The sequence below is a fragment of the Anaerobacillus alkalidiazotrophicus genome, assembly GCF_001866055.1.
The window spans coordinates 310,445-329,019 of the sequence record NZ_MLQS01000031.1 but is presented as its reverse complement, the minus strand read 5'-3'; the positions used below and the strand labels follow the sequence as shown (position 1 = coordinate 329,019).

General features: G+C 34.2%; 20 protein-coding genes and 1 pseudogene. 2 read left to right on the top strand and 19 right to left on the bottom strand.

Annotated features, from left to right (window positions below):
• Window positions 1–201: 201 nt before the first annotated feature.
• Entirely contained in the window at window positions 202–1,479 is a 1,278-nt protein-coding gene (ltrA, locus tag BKP45_RS20700; RefSeq protein ID WP_456061774.1) for a group II intron reverse transcriptase/maturase, read from the bottom strand.
• 1,832 nt (window positions 1,480–3,311) lie between these two features.
• Here ltrA and BKP45_RS22815 point away from each other — a divergent pair.
• Together BKP45_RS22815 and BKP45_RS20690 are read left to right on the top strand one after the other, a co-directional pair.
• Entirely contained in the window at window positions 3,312–4,370 is a 1,059-nt protein-coding gene (locus BKP45_RS22815) for a hypothetical protein (protein WP_071391035.1), read from the top strand.
• Window positions 4,371–4,540: 170 nt separating this feature from the next.
• Window positions 4,541–4,855, top strand: a complete 315-nt coding sequence (locus BKP45_RS20690; RefSeq protein ID WP_071391034.1) for a transposase — start codon at window positions 4,541–4,543, stop codon at window positions 4,853–4,855.
• Window positions 4,856–5,721: 866 nt separating this feature from the next.
• Here the strand turns inward: BKP45_RS20690 and BKP45_RS21880 are convergent.
• The 18 genes and pseudogenes from BKP45_RS21880 to BKP45_RS20605 all read right to left on the bottom strand — a co-directional run bounded on the left by BKP45_RS21880 (window position 5,722) and on the right by BKP45_RS20605 (window position 18,323).
• Window positions 5,722–6,038: pseudogene (locus BKP45_RS21880) on the bottom strand (type II toxin-antitoxin system PemK/MazF family toxin).
• Window positions 6,020–6,298: a hypothetical protein gene (locus BKP45_RS20685; protein WP_071391033.1), complete on the bottom strand. Its 279-nt coding sequence runs from the start codon at window positions 6,296–6,298 to the stop codon at window positions 6,020–6,022. Before BKP45_RS20685 ends, BKP45_RS21880 begins: the two are co-directional and overlap by 19 nt.
• A gap of 177 nt (window positions 6,299–6,475) precedes the next feature.
• Window positions 6,476–7,819: a NosD domain-containing protein gene (locus tag BKP45_RS20680; RefSeq protein WP_071391032.1), complete on the bottom strand. Its 1,344-nt coding sequence runs from the start codon at window positions 7,817–7,819 to the stop codon at window positions 6,476–6,478.
• A 383-nt stretch (window positions 7,820–8,202) separates the two neighbouring features.
• Window positions 8,203–8,892, bottom strand: coding sequence for a glycoside hydrolase family 32 protein (locus BKP45_RS20675; protein ID WP_071391031.1), 690 nt, complete (start codon window positions 8,890–8,892; stop codon window positions 8,203–8,205).
• Between the two features lie 418 nt (window positions 8,893–9,310).
• On the bottom strand, window positions 9,311–10,183 hold the full coding sequence (locus tag BKP45_RS20670) for a carbohydrate ABC transporter permease (protein ID WP_084788101.1): 873 nt from the start codon (window positions 10,181–10,183) through the stop codon (window positions 9,311–9,313).
• Between the two features lie 15 nt (window positions 10,184–10,198).
• Window positions 10,199–11,080 (bottom strand): carbohydrate ABC transporter permease, encoded by an 882-nt coding sequence (locus BKP45_RS20665; RefSeq protein WP_071391030.1) that lies wholly within the window; start codon window positions 11,078–11,080, stop codon window positions 10,199–10,201.
• 74 nt (window positions 11,081–11,154) lie between these two features.
• Window positions 11,155–12,480 carry a sugar ABC transporter substrate-binding protein gene (locus tag BKP45_RS20660; RefSeq protein ID WP_071391029.1) on the bottom strand — a complete coding sequence of 442 codons (1,326 nt, stop codon included), beginning with the start codon at window positions 12,478–12,480 and terminating at the stop codon, window positions 11,155–11,157.
• A gap of 204 nt (window positions 12,481–12,684) precedes the next feature.
• On the bottom strand, window positions 12,685–13,752 hold the full coding sequence (locus tag BKP45_RS20655; RefSeq protein WP_071391028.1) for a LacI family DNA-binding transcriptional regulator: 1,068 nt from the start codon (window positions 13,750–13,752) through the stop codon (window positions 12,685–12,687).
• Between the two features lie 191 nt (window positions 13,753–13,943).
• Window positions 13,944–14,507: a tyrosine-type recombinase/integrase gene (locus BKP45_RS20650; protein WP_084788100.1), complete on the bottom strand. Its 564-nt coding sequence runs from the start codon at window positions 14,505–14,507 to the stop codon at window positions 13,944–13,946.
• A gap of 377 nt (window positions 14,508–14,884) precedes the next feature.
• Complete coding sequence (locus BKP45_RS20645; protein WP_071312675.1) at window positions 14,885–15,085, bottom strand: hypothetical protein; 201 nt, start codon at window positions 15,083–15,085, stop codon at window positions 14,885–14,887.
• A 73-nt stretch (window positions 15,086–15,158) separates the two neighbouring features.
• Window positions 15,159–15,500, bottom strand: coding sequence for a hypothetical protein (locus BKP45_RS20640; RefSeq protein ID WP_071391027.1), 342 nt, complete (start codon window positions 15,498–15,500; stop codon window positions 15,159–15,161).
• A 54-nt stretch (window positions 15,501–15,554) separates the two neighbouring features.
• Entirely contained in the window at window positions 15,555–15,767 is a 213-nt protein-coding gene (locus BKP45_RS20635; RefSeq protein WP_071391026.1) for an ATPase, read from the bottom strand.
• Between the two features lie 65 nt (window positions 15,768–15,832).
• Complete coding sequence (locus BKP45_RS20630) at window positions 15,833–16,090, bottom strand: hypothetical protein (protein ID WP_245747571.1); 258 nt, start codon at window positions 16,088–16,090, stop codon at window positions 15,833–15,835.
• Between the two features lie 58 nt (window positions 16,091–16,148).
• Window positions 16,149–16,337 (bottom strand): hypothetical protein, encoded by a 189-nt coding sequence (locus BKP45_RS20625; protein ID WP_071391025.1) that lies wholly within the window; start codon window positions 16,335–16,337, stop codon window positions 16,149–16,151.
• 127 nt (window positions 16,338–16,464) lie between these two features.
• Entirely contained in the window at window positions 16,465–16,668 is a 204-nt protein-coding gene (locus BKP45_RS20620) for a hypothetical protein (RefSeq protein ID WP_071391024.1), read from the bottom strand.
• 40 nt (window positions 16,669–16,708) lie between these two features.
• Window positions 16,709–16,918, bottom strand: coding sequence for a hypothetical protein (locus BKP45_RS20615; RefSeq protein ID WP_071391023.1), 210 nt, complete (start codon window positions 16,916–16,918; stop codon window positions 16,709–16,711).
• A 476-nt stretch (window positions 16,919–17,394) separates the two neighbouring features.
• The gene (locus BKP45_RS20610; RefSeq protein ID WP_071391022.1) at window positions 17,395–17,928 is read right to left on the bottom strand and encodes a tubby C-terminal domain-like protein; all 534 of its coding nucleotides are present in this window, start codon (window positions 17,926–17,928) and stop codon (window positions 17,395–17,397) included.
• A 116-nt stretch (window positions 17,929–18,044) separates the two neighbouring features.
• The gene (locus BKP45_RS20605) at window positions 18,045–18,323 is read right to left on the bottom strand and encodes a TIGR04104 family putative zinc finger protein (RefSeq protein WP_071391021.1); all 279 of its coding nucleotides are present in this window, start codon (window positions 18,321–18,323) and stop codon (window positions 18,045–18,047) included.
• Between the last annotated feature and the right edge of the window lie 252 nt (window positions 18,324–18,575).

Genomic DNA, 18,575 nt, shown 5'->3' with positions numbered 1-18,575 from the left:
CTCCTTAAAATTCCACTAAACTCTCCTTTAGTTTAACATCATTTTCCAATTTGTGGACATAAANAATGAGCTGCCAACCGCAACTCATTTTTTTACTAGTCGAGTAGAAGAGAACCTCTCTACCTCTCGGTAGATTGCATTCTCTCCCCTCACAGAACCGTGCTTGCGCTATTAACGCACACGGCTCCTCCTAGTTACCATTTACAGAATATAGCTAATCTCTTTTCTTAAGTCATAAATATTAACCTTAACTCTGGCGTAAGGTAATGGATATCTAGTAAGAAAGAGCCTGAATTTATCCCAGGTAAATGACTTCCTTTGACTTCTTCTGTTGAGCCATTTAAACAGTAAGTATCCGATTTTGTCTCTAAATTTGTTTACACTCGGGGTATTATCAGTGATGCAATAATAGTTGTAGTAACCCACAAGAGAGCGTCTAAATCTATCCATGATCATATGAATATCTTTATTTCTATTAGACTTCAACCATTCTTTAGTTTCTTTAAGTTTGCTTTGGATCTTCTTCCTGCTTGTTTTCCGTTTTACACGAAATTTATCTTGTTTACTTTTACCACAATAATGTGTAAATCCTAGGAAATCAAAGGTTGCTGGTTTACTAATTCCCTTCTGGGTTGCATCTTTCTCTGCATAACGCCCGAAGGGGATAATTTTAGTTTTATCCTCGGCTACTTCTAGATTGAACTTCTTCAATCTTGCCACAAGTGAATGGAAGAACTCTTGAGCTTCGCCCTTATGTTGAAAACAACAAACAAAGTCATCTGCGTACCTCACAATGAATGCTTGNCCTTTGCACTGCTGTCTAACCCTTTTCTCAAACCAAAGGTCGAGAACATAGTGGAGATACACATTGGCTAGTATCGGCGAAATGACCCCACCTTGAGGTGTACCATTGTCAGTCTTGTGTTTCTTCCCTTCCTCCATATATCCACCTTTAAGAAACCTGCCAATTATTCTTAGTAAGTTAGGGTCAGCTATTCTCAGCTTTAAGAACTCCATCATCCATTTGTGATCAACGTTGTCAAAGAAACCCTTAATATCTACATCTACTACGTAGTTTACTGACCTCTTTTCGATATAGTGGTTCAGTATTTTCAATGCATCATGGCAATTACGATTAGGACGGAACCCAAAAGAGCAGTCTAGAAAATCATTTTCATAGATAGTGTTTAGTATCTTCGTAATCCCTCTTTGAACAATCTTATCTTCATGTTCCGGTATTCCCAATGGTCTTTTCTTGTTTGAATTGAGCTTTGGAATATACATTCTTCTTACGGGAACAGGACGATAACTTTTGCTTTTAAGTCTACCAACTAAATCCTCTATGTTTTCTTTTAGATCTTCATGGTATTGATCTTTAGTGGTACCGTTGATCCCAGGAGCCTTCTTATTAGGCAATTCATGATGGCATCGAACTAGTGATTGCTCATTTAGTAAATGTGCAAGTGATGTAAACTTCATTTTAGGATCAGATTTTGCTAATTTTGCTATCCTTAGTAGTTCAGTTTCCATTTAATATCCCTACCTCTGTGTGTAGTAAATGTGTCCCTAGTAAGGGTGATAACTGGTAGCTAGCCTTCCCTCCATCGGCATTACCCAACTTCATTAGTACTACGCTGCTATCCGACTCCCTACACGGCATTTGGTTTCCTTGCTTGTTATCGCTTGTACACCATACTCTTCTAAAAGAAAAGACCGGTAGGGTCTCCCGAGTTGCCGTACCATATCAATGTATGACGTGCCAAGGTCTCTGACTCCAGAGAGGCTTATCCTTCTCGCCTTTTACGAAGGATAGAATGTAGTTTTCTGCTATGCGTAAGGCATCAACCCTCTCGAATAACTAACATTATGGAGCTCAATCCCTTCAACCGCTTGGCTTTCGGCCCGCCACCTCACTGTCTACGCTTAAAGACTAAAGTTACCTTCAGCCCTCCAAGACTCGCTACGAGCGAATGGCTAGTTCTTACTCGACGGGAATCCCACCCGTTATATGATACGACCTAGGCTCGGCCGCACACGCAATTCTCGCCTTTTACGAAGGATAGAATGTAGTTTTCTGCTATGCGTAAGGCATCAACCCTCTCGAATAACTAACATTATGGAGCTCAATCCCTTCAACCGCTTGGCTTTCGGCCCGCCACCTCACTGTCTACGCTTAAAGACTAAAGTTACCTTCAGCCCTCCAAGACTCGCTACGAGCGAATGGCTAGTTCTTACTCGACGGGAATCCCACCCGTTATATGATACGACCTAGGCTCGGCCGCACACGCACCCGTTAGTAAAGTATCCAACTTATAATAAGCCTCTTAATATAAAAGCAATTGTGGTAATAAAAATCCCCAATATACAAAACTTTACATACTTCAAAAATAACTTTTTATCATTTTTTGGCGGTAATTTTTCATTATTAGATTTCGTCTTTGCATTTTTTAATATATTGTTTGCTTGGATAAAATAATAAATCGAAATTATTACTCCAAAAACAATACCAATATCAGTTATCCTAAACCATTCAAAAAACAGTTAAAACACCCCACTTCATCCCTTTTATATCAATAAATTTCTTCTATTTTCTACAAGGAGTCCTATTGCTTATTCAACATTCCTGCCCGTTAGTTTAAGTGAAAATTTTCACAATCTAAATGATCTCTACAAATAAATCATACCAGAAAATAACAAATTAGGTGTATAAGAATTGCTGAACTATTCTACTCTATGAGCAGTTGGTTAATTACTTGCTTCGCAGTATATGTCTACTATGTAATAAAAGAGTTAATCTAGACCGTTTGCAGAAGAATGGTCTTATTGAACATCAATCAGTTTTTTAACATTTTTGATTCTCAAAACTATGGTTATATCTTCTACCACCAGAAGGATTGTAGTGGTAAACGGTCTGTCATTCTTTGGTACACTTTTTGTCATTTGATGGTAAATATTTATGTCAGAGGTGGTACATTTCAATGGCTGTAATCATTAGCCATATGAAGATCCTCCTATCGTTATGTATGTCTTCATACTATATATAAAGCTACGTTAATTTTGGTAGGAGAATTTCAAAAAAAAATAACAAAAATCTAAGGAATCACTAGATTAAGAGAGCTTATGTCCAAAATTCGGGGGTTAATCCGATTATTCGCTAATAATGGGTGAAACAACGTTGGTCCAAACTACGGCAAGTGTGATATTCAGACCCAAATTAAACTATATTAGTACAAACATGTATACATCTTAAATCTAGCTTGAATAGAGTATTGTATATAAATCTGAATTTAGAAAGGGGAGGGATGATTTAGATGCCTATCTTATCAACCGGACCAATAGAAAATAATCCTGTAAATGGTGTACGACCTACTCAACAGGTGACAGTTAAAATTGATAATCGAAATTCTGCTAACTTTTCAATTGTTTCCATACAAGGATATACCCTAAATGGATCAAGAACGTTATATGTACGAGAACTTTTTAGTGTTGCCCCCAACCAAGTGATAACAAAGGATTTTTTTGCAAATTTAAGTGGCTTTGAGTTCATTTTTACAATAGAAGATATTATTGAAGATCAAACTCAAATTTCTGTTTGGGGGAAGCGTTCAGATGGGGAATTGGTAACTGCGCACCGCCTAGTACCTTCTGAATTGCTAGAAACACCTATAGAATCAGCGATTGATATGCCCTTTTCAGATGGTTTTGAAACCTATCTGTTAGGTGATGTGAGAGTCAATAATACGCCTTGGGCTGGCGCTGCAGATGGTTTTGGATTTGTGGAAAATATTGACGCATTATCTATACGTCCTAATACACCTTCAGCTACTTTCGGAAATCAACTGTTACGATTTGATAACCCATACGCTCCATTTAGTCCTCCTTCGCAAACGATTGATCAAGTTAGTCGACTGTTTAACAGTACGGATGTAGGAACAGATTTTCCAACACCTATAACGTTAAGTTTTGATATTCGAACCATTCAAACGGAAAGTTTAACACCTGGAGACCATGCAGAGGTGGACATTGGGCTCCCCCGTGCCGGTCGTTTTTTATTGACAACGGATACAGGCGGCACTTTACATGCAGCATTATTACCTGATGATTTTACATTACCTTTCTTTGTTTCAGATCCATTAGTTTTTGGGCAATGGTATCATATCACATACCAACTTGACATCTTAAATAATCGTTACAACTTTATTGAAATTGACGGAACTCGTTTTGATAATGCCGGCCAGGGTTGGCAAGCTAGTGTAGGAAGATTTGCAGGTGAAATTCAGCATGTGTTAATTATTCAGGGGAGCGAACATGCTGATCAACAAGGAGTGTATATCGATAATATATCTATAGAAGCACTAACAACACCTTAGAAATAATGATGTTCTTATTATAAGTTGGTGGTTTTACCTAAACAAATTAGGTGTCACTGCTAACTTTACATATATGAAAAAGTAAAAGAGCTCTATAACCCCGAAATGAACTTGGACAGCTCTAACTAGTTATTTTATAATAACATTAACTAAAGGAGCTGACTTACATCATGAAACGAACAAGACATCCTAAAGAATTTAAAATACAAGTTGCGAAAGAATTAATCAAAACCGGAAATGCAGCACTAGTTGCACGTCGTTACGAACTTAGCCCTAACATGGTAAATCGATGGGTCAAAGAATACAAAAACGGGAAGTTTGATGATCATAGTTCTACTGGTGATACGGTTGCACTAGAAACAAAAGAGTTATCTCAAGAAAACGATCAACTGAAAAAACTACTAGGTGAAAAAGATCTAGAAATCGCAATTCTACGTGATCTTATAAAAAAGAAAAACCCTCACTTACTGAAAAACTTGAAATAGCTGACCACTGGATTAACAAAGGTTATGCTGTTTCAACGGTACTAAAAATACTTGGAACTCCTCGATCCACGTACTATTAATAATGGTATAGACAGACTAATTAGTGTCGAGGAATTTTTCATGTATGACCTTTATGACGATCGATAAGGAAGGGGAGAAACGAGTAATCTTGTGTCAAAGGGAAGGAAGAGGAAAATAAAACCCCATTTTTTTATACAACCTTTTATTTAAGAAAATGGCCCGATTGTTGAATACCTACCTCCGATAAATAAAACCTCTTTAATAAAGTACATTCTTTTATAAACGAAATTATTTGTTGCGCAGTATTTAGTCTACTATGCAATACAAGAGTTACTCCACAATCTGTTCCTTTTAGAGAAAACTGATCTTATTGAAATAATCAAAGGTGGGACATTTTAAATCACTTTAATCCACCCTGCCGTAACAACAATTAAAAAAGGCTTCTCAAAAGTTTAATCAACTAATGAGAAGCCTCTTTTATATACCTAATGTTAGCATTTTGTTAGAAAATCACTTCAAAACCCTTATATATCAAGGGTTTGAGCGGTCATCACATCATGCCGCCCCTAAGGTGAGAGTGCGTAATATCTTTAACTTGATGTGCGTAGAGTGCGGTAAATCAAGGTTTTGCTAAATTCTTACTGTAACATCTTTAACGGAATTTAACCGCTTTTCACTGGATTGCGTTAGCAAAATGTTAGCATTTCTTTATTAATAAACCTAATCATAAACTCTGTTGTTGACAGGGAATGTTATAAAAAAGACATCCCCACCACTTTGGCATACGTGTTAATTGTCCCTCGTTGAAGTAGATCTGCGTAGTAAAACACTTATAAGAGTGCTTCTTAAAAATCAACCAACCCCAATTGAACAGACAATGCATTATCAAATTTAGCCATCATATTATTATCAAGATGAGTATTTTTATCTACGAGTCTTTTATTAAATATTGATTTAGTTTGTTCAGCTATTATTACAGAATCTCTATCAAATCCCCATCGTTTACCATCTATCTCTACATGTGTCGGTAACTTTGCCTTTGTATTTATGCAGTTATTGGCGACTGGTGAGAATTGATTAGAAAATCATTGGAAACAACTAAAACAGGTCTTAATCCTCCTTGCTCAGAACCTATTAAAGGAGCTAGGTCAGCAAAATATATACCCCTCTTCTTAGACTATGATTACTATGTTGAGGTTGTGGGGCGAGGGATTGGTTATTCATTGAAGCTTTTGGATTTTCTTTTTCTTTCTCTAACTCCACCTCCTCCTGTTTTGTTACATTAGGGTGAGAAGGATTTTTGTTATATGTACCTTTAAACTCATGGGTGGTTTCATTAGGCATTTTAAAAGTTTTTACTCCTTCTAAGTAATCTCGTCTAAATAATTTTAGCTCAGACGGCTTCTCAAAAGTTTTAATCAACTATTGAGAAGCCTCCTTTAATATCCTCAATGTCAGCAAAATGTGAGCACTACACTCTTAAAAATCCCATTATATCAAGGGTTTCAGGGGCAGATGTCTAGCCTCCACTCCTAGAAACACCGGACTCTAGAAACTTTTGAACAAAAACTACCACAAAAACATAGTTGAATATATTATTTATGCTCCTAGCGTTGGAGTGGCTCTGAGTACATTTACAGTCTTGTCCATAACAACCTGTGCATCACTTCCCGAATCAAGAATCGTATTTTGAAGCGATTCTTTTTCTACCAATACTGTTGTTACGGTAAGCGGACCTGATGCTTCGGTAGTCAACAAAGCGTCTACTTGCGCAGAGAAACAAGAATCACTTATCTTGGCATGAACCTCCGTGGCAACAACATGATTATTAGAAATATAATTTCCATTACCCGAAACAATACGTATGATTACAGGTGTTGCACCTACCGGCTTGATGTTCTGAGTACTAATTACTTCAGAAAAGTGATTAGCAATTACAGAATTATTATTGCCACTGATATAGAGGAGACCATACAAATCATCTAAACCATTGTCTATTCCCAGAAAAGGAGTCCAAGGTTCATGGTCACGTAATAAGTGATTTGAAGAAACCAAGTTTTCCGAACAATTTTCCCTCAATACCACCATTCCTGGATAAAATGAATGAAGTCTATTATTTGTGATACTGGAACGTGTCACACCATCAAGATAGATACTGCTCGCACCTCGTGGAAAAACATTATTCGCTGTAATCAAAAGTCCACCAAAATTTTGAGCGTAAATTGAATATCCTTTAAAACCGGCTCCTATCAAGTTATCGGTTATTTTAGAAGCCTGTCCCCAACCTCGTAGTTCTATACAGTTACCACATTCAGCTATGAAATTATCATGTATAGTCAGTGCATCTGCATGATAAATAGTAATTCCATGCTCTAAATACACAAACCCCATGCCTGTAATCCGAAATGAGTCACAAGCACTTGCAACATAAATACCCGTTTTCCCGTTAGTGTATGTGTTTTCCGGATTGGTTTCTCCTGAACCATCTTCAATAAAATGCAAACCATCAATACAAAAGTCAGAAAACTCTACCGAACTTATTCGGGGATTTCCACTTCGTTCAACATAAAATGCAGCTCCTTTATATTCCTCGTCATTTACTTCTAGGGGAATATCTACAAGTATGCGACTTCCTCCCGGCCACAATTCATGCAAATCCGCCCATTCATTCTCAGAAGTATTAAAACGAATACTCGAAGATGTAAACCCGTGTCCAGAACCCATAATTTTAAGATAACTGATGTCTATAACTACTTGACTGCCAAGATGATAATCTCCCGGTGGAATATAGATAACCGCACCCGGCTTTCCGCCTTTATTCACATCAGTGTCCGTTTGCCTACTTTTAATATCTGCTATAATACTATTGATTACCTCACCAATATCTTCATACGGATTACCGACAGGCCACTCTGTTACATCGTAATAATTTTTACTAGCCATAAATAAATTCTCCTATCAATTTAGTGTGTTTGTTCATAAACTACTATTTCCTTGATATAGCTGGAAGTAAAACCACTACCTAAAATCTTCTATCCACTTTCAATACTAAAGCTAGAAAATACTTTTAAGTTTCTTAAATTTTTCCTTTGGCTTACTATAATCAATATGTTGACCGATTTACTTTCACTTTACCTATTAAACACAATGAACAACGACACTCTCTTTTATTAACACATTTCGAAGGTACTTTCAAATTAAGGAAGTAGTTAATGAACTTAAGCTTTAGGACTCTATTGAGTCTTGGAAGAGCAAAAACTTTCGTGACCATCTTCACTTGATCGAACAAATAAACCAAACTCATTTGATGATCTTTGTGCGATATCTTAGACAATATGAATCTCAGACGATACAGATAGTTGAGGATCTATCATATATTCATTTTCATATTGAAATAATTGAAAATCCTTCAAGTTCTCTCTTAAAGTTTCTATCTCATCTACTGGTACTTGGTATAATTTATTATCAATGACCTTCAATTCACGAGGGAAAGTCATCGCACCAGCCCATCCGTCTCTCTGAGATGGTCTATGTGAAAACCACATGTCCATCCATGCAATCATAATGCGTCTATTTTTATCATCTACGAAAGTTTGTGGTGCATAAAAATCAGAACCATAATCTAAGGTATTTACTAGTCCTTGGGTAAATTGTTTAGTCTTGGAGCTCATGTTACCAATGGTATAAAATGGTTTCTCATTTTTTGTGTCGTACATAGGTGAGACGATAAGGACATCCTTATTATCCAATGAAAACAAATCTGGACATTCCCACATATCTCCTTGAGTTCCATCACTCTCAGCTACTACTCCGATATACTTCCATTCATAAAGATCTTTAGATTGATATAAGAGAGCTTTTCCTATTCCTTCTTTTTTTGAGCCAACAATCATGTAAAAGAACTCTTCATATTTCCATACTTTAGGATCACGAAAATCCTTTGTTCCATCTTTCGGAAAGTCATTAATTATGGGATTCCCCTCATACTTTTTATTAGCTTTTTGTTTTTTTCTCATGATATATCATCATAAAACTCTCCTATTTTAATATAGAATAATTATTAGATTTCGTATAAGTTCTAACTCAACTTTCGCAGAACAAATTAGATAGGTAAGCACTAATAGAGCGAAATCCGTAGGCATTATAATAGTTGATTTTAAAGTACTTGATGTTTTTTTTAATTCTTTTGCTTCAAAACATCAAGAAGAAGCTTTACACCAATTCAACAATCAAATTGCATTTACTTCGTCACAGGGTTTTAGATCGATTTGTTATACACCTTCTTAGAAATTCGAATTCTAAAATTTCAAAAAAATCTCTTTCTAGATTCGTTTAACTGCCTTTTCGTATTTTTTTTATAAATCTTGCATTTTCAATCTAAACATTTTTTTCATCTCTAAAGTGGATTAGAATTGAGGTTCTACAATACACTTATTATTCTTTAACAGCACCTAGCGTCATACCACTCACAATGTACCTCTGAACTAAGATTGAAAATACCATTACCGGTAAGCTGAAACTTACAGCGGCAGCTGTCATTGGTCCCAAATCCAAGTTATATGCTGTCAAAAATTCTGAAATTCCTACAGTCGCAGTTTTTGCTTTGGTACTAGTCAATAGTAATGCAAATAAGAAATCATTCCAGGCTAACATGAAACAAAATATTGCCGCTGTAGCTAATCCAGGGAGAGATACAGGAAGTATCACTTTAATAAATGCAGTAAAAATATTGCATCCATCTATTCTAGCTGCTTCATCAAACTCTTTTGGGATATTATTAAAAAATCCAATCATGAGCCATATTGCAAACGGAACATTGATGGCCGTATAAGTAATGATTAAAGCTAATCTAGTATCAATTAGTCCCATTCCATTAATAATGATATACATTGGTATTGCTATACTGATCATTGGGATCATTCGTACACATAATGTAAGTAATAGAAATATATTACCTGTTTTAGAAGAAAATCTAGACAGTCCATATGCAGCTAGTGCTCCAAGAAAAACAGCTAATATTGTACTAACTGAAGCGGTTATAAAACTATTGAAAAAATATTTTACAATCGGCATCTGATTAAACATGGTGACATAGTTTTCTAATGATAATTCTCTCGGAAAAAAAGTCGGTGATGGACTGATTGCATCCGATGAAGGCTTAATAGACGTTAATACTATATAGATATATGGACTAATAAATAAAAGTGCTAGAACAGTGGTAAATATACCAATAATTGTTTTGTTATTCTTCTTAAATAGTCTTCCTAGCGTATTCTCATTAGATACTTCTACATTAGGTCGAATCAATTTATATCTTCCTTTCTATTTCTTATTAGCTTTGAACATTGCTATTAAGAAGTATGAGCTTATCACTAACAAGAGAATGATGAATATTACTGCCATTGCACTTGATTCTCCAACTTGGCCATATCTAGTGAGTGTTTTGTACATATATGTGCTTAATACCTCAGATGAATTCGATGGTCCGCCTTGAGTTAACACCCATACAATATCAAAAGTTCTAGCAGCATCTACTGTCCGGATTAACACAGCTACTATCATTACTGGGAACAACGATGGTAATGTTATATATAAAAATGTTTGAATTTTATTCGCTCCATCTATCTTAGACGATTCATATAATGTTGGAGAGATGCCTTGAAGTCCAGCTAATAACACTAACATCATAAATGGTGTTGTTAACCATATGTCTGCAATTATTGTTGATAGTAAAGCAAACCTTTCATCGGATAACCACTGAATGGCATGTCTACTAGAAGTAATGTTAAAATCGTATAGTAATTTGTTTACTATGCCAAATTGGTTATTTAACATGAATCTCCAAATTAAACCTGTCACTAAAGGGGCTATCATTAACGGAGCCAGCATTATTGTTCTTACAATCCCATGTCCTTTAAAAGCAGTGTTCAATAACAAAGCAAAAAATAATCCAAGTATCAACTCGAAACCTACTGCTACTACTACATAAATGATCGTGTTAGTTGTTGCACCTATAAACCTTTCAGACCTTATAGCATCAATATAATGGCTCAAACCGACAAATGTACCTCTTCCTTGAGCAATCATATCGATTTCAAAAAAACTATCTCTAACAAGCAAAGCTACAGGAAAAAATAAAAATATTAACATAAAGATTCCTGCAGGAGCGAAAAAGTAAATGGAAATTCTCGATTCTTTTGTCATAGTATCACTCACTTCGATAATATTTTATTAAACGGATAGGAATGATGTCCCTATCCGTTTAAATTAAGTTATCCTTAGTTCACTATTCCCTCAATTATTTTCTTCGCATCGTTTAAGGCTTCTTGCGGTGTTTGTGAACCGCTAAGAACTTTTTGAACCGCCGGAAGTAGAGCTTCACTTTCAATTTGTTCCCATTTGTCTGTTGATGGTCTATTTTGTGTTTGCTCTCCATTTAATGTGGTAGCTAATTCATTTAAATGTGCAAACTCTTCTTTTTGACCATACTCTTCAAAGACTGACTGCCTAGCAGCAACCCCTAGAGCATCAGCATACAAATGATTATTTTCATATAAAAATAGCAAGTATTCTTTTGCAATGTCCTTTTTCTCTGAAGAAGCTGGAATCACTTGATACCATGGACCAGGAACAACACCTATTCCTCCATCTCCTGCAATCATCGGCGCTGCACTTACATCTCCTGCTACTTTAGAAGTATCAGGGTCCTTTGAAGGAACATAGAAATGCCCCCAAGCCAGCATCATTGCTAAATTACCATTATAAAATAATTCTGATGTTTCTGCCGAAGCTGTTTCCAGAACTCCTTCTGGAACTACACCTTCCTCATTCACTAAATCATTAAGAAATTCTAAAGCTGCTACATGGTTGTCGTCGTTAACAATAACTTCACCAGCTTCATCAATCACTAAGGCTTCCGCTCCAGCTTGAGCGACGTGATCTAACCAACTAGCCACTGAGTCACCTGATGTCGCTCCAAAAACACTGGTACCGTATAGTTCAGGGTAATTCTCATTATTACCGAAAAAATTGGCTACATCCTTATATTGATCCCAAGTTTCCGGAGGTGAAAGCTCATACCCGAATTGATTTAGGAATTCATCTTGATTATTTGTGTCATTAAATAAATCTTCCCTGTAGAGTAGAATTTTAGAGTTTGTCCAAGTAGGGAGCCCATAAACATTCCCATCCATTGAAGCCCCGTCGATTAAACCAGGGAATAAATCGTCCCGCATTTCATCAGTTATTATTTCTTGAATTGGCTCTAAGCCTCGGTAAAGCGCCGGTAACCAAATCGTATCAATTGTTGCAACATCAAATGCACCCGCACCAGACGTTAATTCTGTTCTCATCCTGTCGTATACACCTGAATATGGTACAGACTCGATGATAACCTCATAGCCAGTATTTTCTTCGAACTCTTCTTTTGTCAGTTCTGCAACTGCTTGGGCTGGACTACCACCTTCAACAAGAACGGTTAATGTCTGACCGCTACTACTTTGATTTGTGTTATTACCTTCATTGCCGACTTCATTATTTGAACCACAAGCAGATACCAACGCAACAAGCACTGAACTACAAATTATTAATAGTATTTTTTTCATATTAATACCTCCATTAGTGCATCTTTCATAAAAGGTAACCTACCTAATGGGCTATTTGGACTCCATACATTCATAATAAACCCTCCATAAATTTAATTTATCTACTGCTTGCGATTACAAAATTCACCTCCTTTGCTTAGTATGACATTTGTACAAAACCACTACACAGACAGCAGTTAATCGATTAACTTAGGTCTAAAAAAATTAATAGGATGATCTTTTTAGATTTTCAGTCTTTAATTTAATATGCTGACAGTCTAAGGTAGGTTTTTGTATTTTATTTAGAATTAATTCTGCAGCTTGCACACCTATTTCGAATGCAGGCTGTTTAATAGCTGACAGAGGTGGGGAAATAATTTCTGTCCAATCATAGTTGTCGTATCCAATAATTCCGATATCATCTGGAATTTTTAACTTTTGTTCTTGAATAAACTTAATGGAACCCATAGTCATTATATTGTTTGCTATAAAAATAGCATCGACCTCTTTTGAAATTAGTTGTTTAGCCAGGTCGTAACCTGATTGAAAAGAGGATTCGCCAAATAATACATAATCGGGATTATAACTTATTTTATTATCTGATAGAGCAACTTTGTATGCTTGAAATCTTTCATTATTGGGGTTAACATATATTCTATTATTTGATAGTTCTTTATTTACTTCAAATTTATCATTAGAAGTAGTTATTCCTAATCCTGAACTTAAAAAGCCAATTTTTTTATAACCAGATTTAATTAATTCATTGATACCTTCATAAGTTCCTTGGAAATTATCTACTAAAACATAATCTCCCTTATAACCAACAGGCAATCTATCAATCATAACAATTTGAAAGTTATGATCAATTGTTTCATTTATGCTTTTAAAGTTTTCATTTGTCGGTGCCAATATTAATCCATCAACTTTAGTATTAAACATTTTTATAAGGTTTAATTCTTGTTCCGGATCCTCTTTTGAATTACTTAATATTAAATTATATCCCCTGCTTTTTAATTTTTCCTCTATCCCTTCTGCAATAGACATAAAAAAAGATTTAGCGGTATCCTCACTATTTATAGGGATTATAAATCCTATTGTATTTGTCTTAGTACTTCTTAAACTTCTTGCTGCAGAATTGGGATGGTAATTCAGTTCCTTTAGCACTTTATTTACTTTACTTTTTATTGTTTCTGATACATATTTATTTCCATTAATCACATGTGACACTGTTGCAGTAGAAACTTCGGCTTTTTCAGCAACATCTTTAATACGTACTTTTTTATTTCTTTTCATATCTTCACCAAATTTCGTTTGTTGTATCGTTTAGTTAATCGATTAACTTATTAAATTTATTGTATTTAAAATTAAATTACATGTCAATAATTTTCTTGTAAGTGTTTTCATTTTTTTATAAAGGAGACTGGTACAAGTGAACTTTTTATTAATATTTTTCACACTCTCCTTTTAATTTAATGTAAATCTCATCATTTCAACATCCTCGGTATAGTCTCTTTTCTTCTTGTTTTCCCAAAAACTGATATATTATGGTTAACAAAGTCAATATCACACCAAGTCAGATTAATAATTTCCCCCCTCCTTATTCCTGTACCAAGTATTAAAACAATCATCATATAGTCACGATAAGCAAAATAACTCTTTTCTCGTTGTTTGATACGTCTGTAGAAGCTCAGCATCTGTCTTATTTGCTCGTCAGTGAAAACATCAATCCTCACATCTTCTTTTTGTCTTTTAACCTTGTGTGCTGGATTTTTTTTAATTACTTCACATTCAACCATGTAATTTAGAAATGCTCTAATTCTCATAAATTTCGTGTTAATTGTTCCAGCTTGGTTTCCTTTTTCTTGGCATACCCATAGATATTGCTTAATGTGACTGTAATTAATGTCTTCAACATTCACTTCTTCATTATCAATGCAATAGTTAATAAATTCCCCCAGCAACGTCTGATAATTTCTTATGTTCGTCTTGGTTGTGTTCTTGAAACGTCTGTCATCCAAAAAATCTTGAAAAGCAAATTTTAACAACATAAAAAAAGACTACCTCCTTAAATTTAGAAAGTAGTCTATACTTTAGAAAAAAATCATTTACATGACTAGTTCACAGAAAGGGTGAAAAATAGCTTTAACTATTTCTCAGATGTTGGCTTAAAGCCCTACATCATGCCGCCCCTAAGGTGAGAGTGTGTAATATCTTTAACAATGTGTGCGATAAGTGCGGTATTGAATTAAACGTAACCAACAATAACAGTATTATAGCTAACAAAATGATTAAATTCAGCCAAAAAGTAGGCTCTATGACATACATAAAATTCCCCTCCCATACCCTTTAAAACAAGAGAAAGGCAATAACCTTTTTCAGCTATCGCATCCGTTACTTTAAGTGTTATCTTTCACATTCTTAGTGATTATCCGAGTTGGAAATTTAAAAAGTTCCCAATAAGACCAAGTAACGGTGTTAATATTAGAGTCAAAAATAAGCCAGTAAACATGTATTTTACATACTGATTTCTATTTACACCTTCTCTTAATTCCCAAAGACCTAATGTAATAAAATATAAGCCTATCATAACTGAAATAAAAGGAAGAATAATAACTAAGCCCCCCATATAAACACATCCCCTCAACTAATATTTGTTTTAATTCCTATTCAGCTAAAGCACCCTTTAGTGCAATTGAGTGCTACTTTTCATTCGTATATCTTCTTGCAAATGTTGATGGTGAAAATGAAACCATATATTGCCCCTCAAGTTCTTGTTGCACTTGTTTTGTTAGATTCAATCCTTGCTTGTTATGCTCATCTTCAAGTTTTATTCCATTAGGAACGATTTCATCTATATCCCAATCTATCCAATCACCATATTTCCCTATCCATTTCATTAGCTCCGACTTTAAATCGAGTGAAATCGGTACTTCTTCTATGTCAAGGTTACAATTACAACGATTGCACCAAATTGGGTCTGCCCCCACATCTCCCTCAACTTTTAATTCTTTTGTTTCTTTTTGTTTACATAGACATCTCATATTGTTTTCCATCTCCATTAAATAAAGTAAGACTATCCGTTAGCACAACAAGATTTATGTTTCAATTTTTTTTGATTTATATTTTAGAATTCGTTCAGCAATAAATCCTATTATTATACCAACAACGATTGGCAAGAAGGAAATTTCAGTATAAGATGGAGAAACTTTAAATACTAAAAATTTTATATCGCCTATATTTCCTATTGTAAACAGTAATATCATCGTACCAAATGAAGCTATTAATGGAATCCAAAAGGGTTTACTCATAACTCAACCTCCCTCAATTGCTCAACTAAAGCATTCGTTAGCTTAATAAATTCTATATACTGTTATCAAAAAAATGCCTCAATTAAGGAACCAAAAAACATTAGAATAAAGAAACTTAAAGTCATTATAATATTTGAAATCATTGCTATTCTACTACTTCCCAGGTATCCACATAAAATACCTAATGGATTGATGAAGAATGTTAATACCCAATAACCATAACCATACTCAAAAATAAAATTAGGTATCCATGTAGCAATTCCAATTAGAATACAAATAACCGATAGTGTAATCCATAATTTTTTATTATTATGTTGCAACACTATAACTCAACTCCTACACAACAGCTCCTGAACTAATGCTTCCGTTAATAAAAATCACCTATTTATTTCGTGTGGCTCTTTTATTGGCACGACGTTCTATTCCAAAATAAACACAGGCAATTATAAACAGGATATTGGAAAAGTGTAAAACTATTTGATACCACTCACCTTCAAATATAATTGCATTTACAAGTGTACTTAAATGCATAAAAACAATAACAATAAATAAGATAGTATAAGTTTTCAAGAAAAAAAACCTCCAATACTCCAGCAATAATCAATAAATACTTATTCAACTCTTCTGCTTCAATAGCACCCTAGCAGCAGCGACAACTTACTAAACTATCGCACTCGTTAATGAAATAACCAGTGCTTTATTTTTCCTCTTTTAATTTTTGTACGTTATACATAACAAAGCCAATGACAATACCACCTACTGCAAATCCTAACAAATTAGATAAATAAGAACTTGCTTCAATAGGGGCACCTCTGAAATAACTAATCAATATTGAAATAGCGGTAGCCAAAATCGGAAATATTAGCACCCAGAATAACATTGTTTTTAAGAATTTAGACATCAAATCGTCTTCCCCCTTTTTTACTAAAGCACCCGTTAGCTTAACAGGAACTTTTATGCTTTATGATTGCTTTTATGATCATAAATGTACATAGGATGCTTTGAAGTATGAGAATACTAATGATAAGCCAAAGGAGTAATTTAGAATTTTGAATTCCTTGGTTACCAATAAGAAAATAAATCAGCGAAGATAATGCAAGGGCAAAGAAGATTAAAGAAGCATAAACAAAATTACTTGCTAATGATTTCATAGTTATCCCCCTACAATTTTTGATAACCCTGTTTTGCTATCGCTCTCGATAGTTTAAACAACAACCTCTAACTATTGTGCTGTTATCAAAATAATAGAAAAGAGGCTTATAATTAACATTGTTGAGGCGAATACCCTATCGGCACCTACATCCTCATTATTGTTTATTTTTATAACAATTTTGACGCAAGTATTAAAAAAAACTACGGCAGTAATAATGCCTAAAATTAAAAATACGAACATTATACAATTCCTCCAACCTTTTATGTTACTGCTATTCCACAAAAGCACTCCGTTTGTTTAAGTATATCTTCTCACAAACTCAGTAGTTACTATAACGTTTATTTGGTAAACCACCCAAATATAAACAAGGAAACTGCTATTAATGCCCAAACCAATGCTTGCAAATTTTTTCTACTCTTTTTGTTCATTAATAATCCCCTCCAATTCAAAATATCGCTATGTTATGACCCTTAGTTAATAAACCAAGTTTAATATATAAAAAACTCCTAATATCTCGACAATTGTTAAATCATTATTATGAACACTAATCTTTAATGAAGGTGGTAGTAACTTTTCTATTCTAATTTCTGCACAAGTAATATCGTTATCGTTACAATAAATCATACAAGTGCGACTAAGAATATCTTTTTTAATTATGTAACCTTTATTATTTTTATTTAATAGAAAACAAGGGTTTGTTGATATTTTTGTTTTGTCTTCTAAAAGAAATCTAATTTGATTTCCATCAGTGTTTTTATCAGATAAGTAGACATCCCATTTCAGCTTAAATAAATTAGATTTAAATGACTGTTCTCTTATTTCTATATAACGTCCATCGACTTCACCTACAAGATTTATAGTTTCTAAAAATGATATATAATTTTTTATTTTTTCAAGGGGATTCTTAAACTCTCGTCTTATATAGCCGATTCCAACATTTTTTATATCTCTTATTTCAATTGATTTATATGAATGTTTATTTATGGGTAACTCTACGAAAAATTCCATTAATTTATTCACTCCAAACTGATTCCTTCTTTAAGTAAATGCTTCGTAAGCATCACAACGGCAGCAACAGCTAGTTCCACTATTGCACTCGTAAGTGAAAGAACGTGCTTCAATTATTAACCATGAACTTTATTTGTAAATTTATAGTTAGTTGGAATAAACGCCAGAATAGGTAGAATTAAAAAAATCAATATTATAGCAGGATTTATATTAGAATGAATTATAGTCATTGAACCTAAAAATGAAACTGGCCCTGTATAAAGAGCATTTTGTAGTCTTTTTTTTGAAGTTACATAATTCCTTTCTTTACATTTAGGGCATTTTACTGCCGAAAATGTTAAAAGTTCATGATATTTAAATGAACGATTACACTTCCAACAAACTGGTAGTTTCAAGATAATCCTCCTAACCGTTTTATCTATTTACGTCTTCAACTATTGCCTTCGTTTCTTAAATGACGATTTCCAAGATAGAGTTTTACTTATATTTTTCATTATCAATCTTTCTATTTCTTATAATTCCAAAAACAACTAAACCAAGTAGAAATATACATAATAATGTAAAAAATATTCCGTAAGAGATTTCTTGATTAGTATAATTTCAATTAGCATATAATCCCATTGAAATGGAACTCATTATCAATTTGG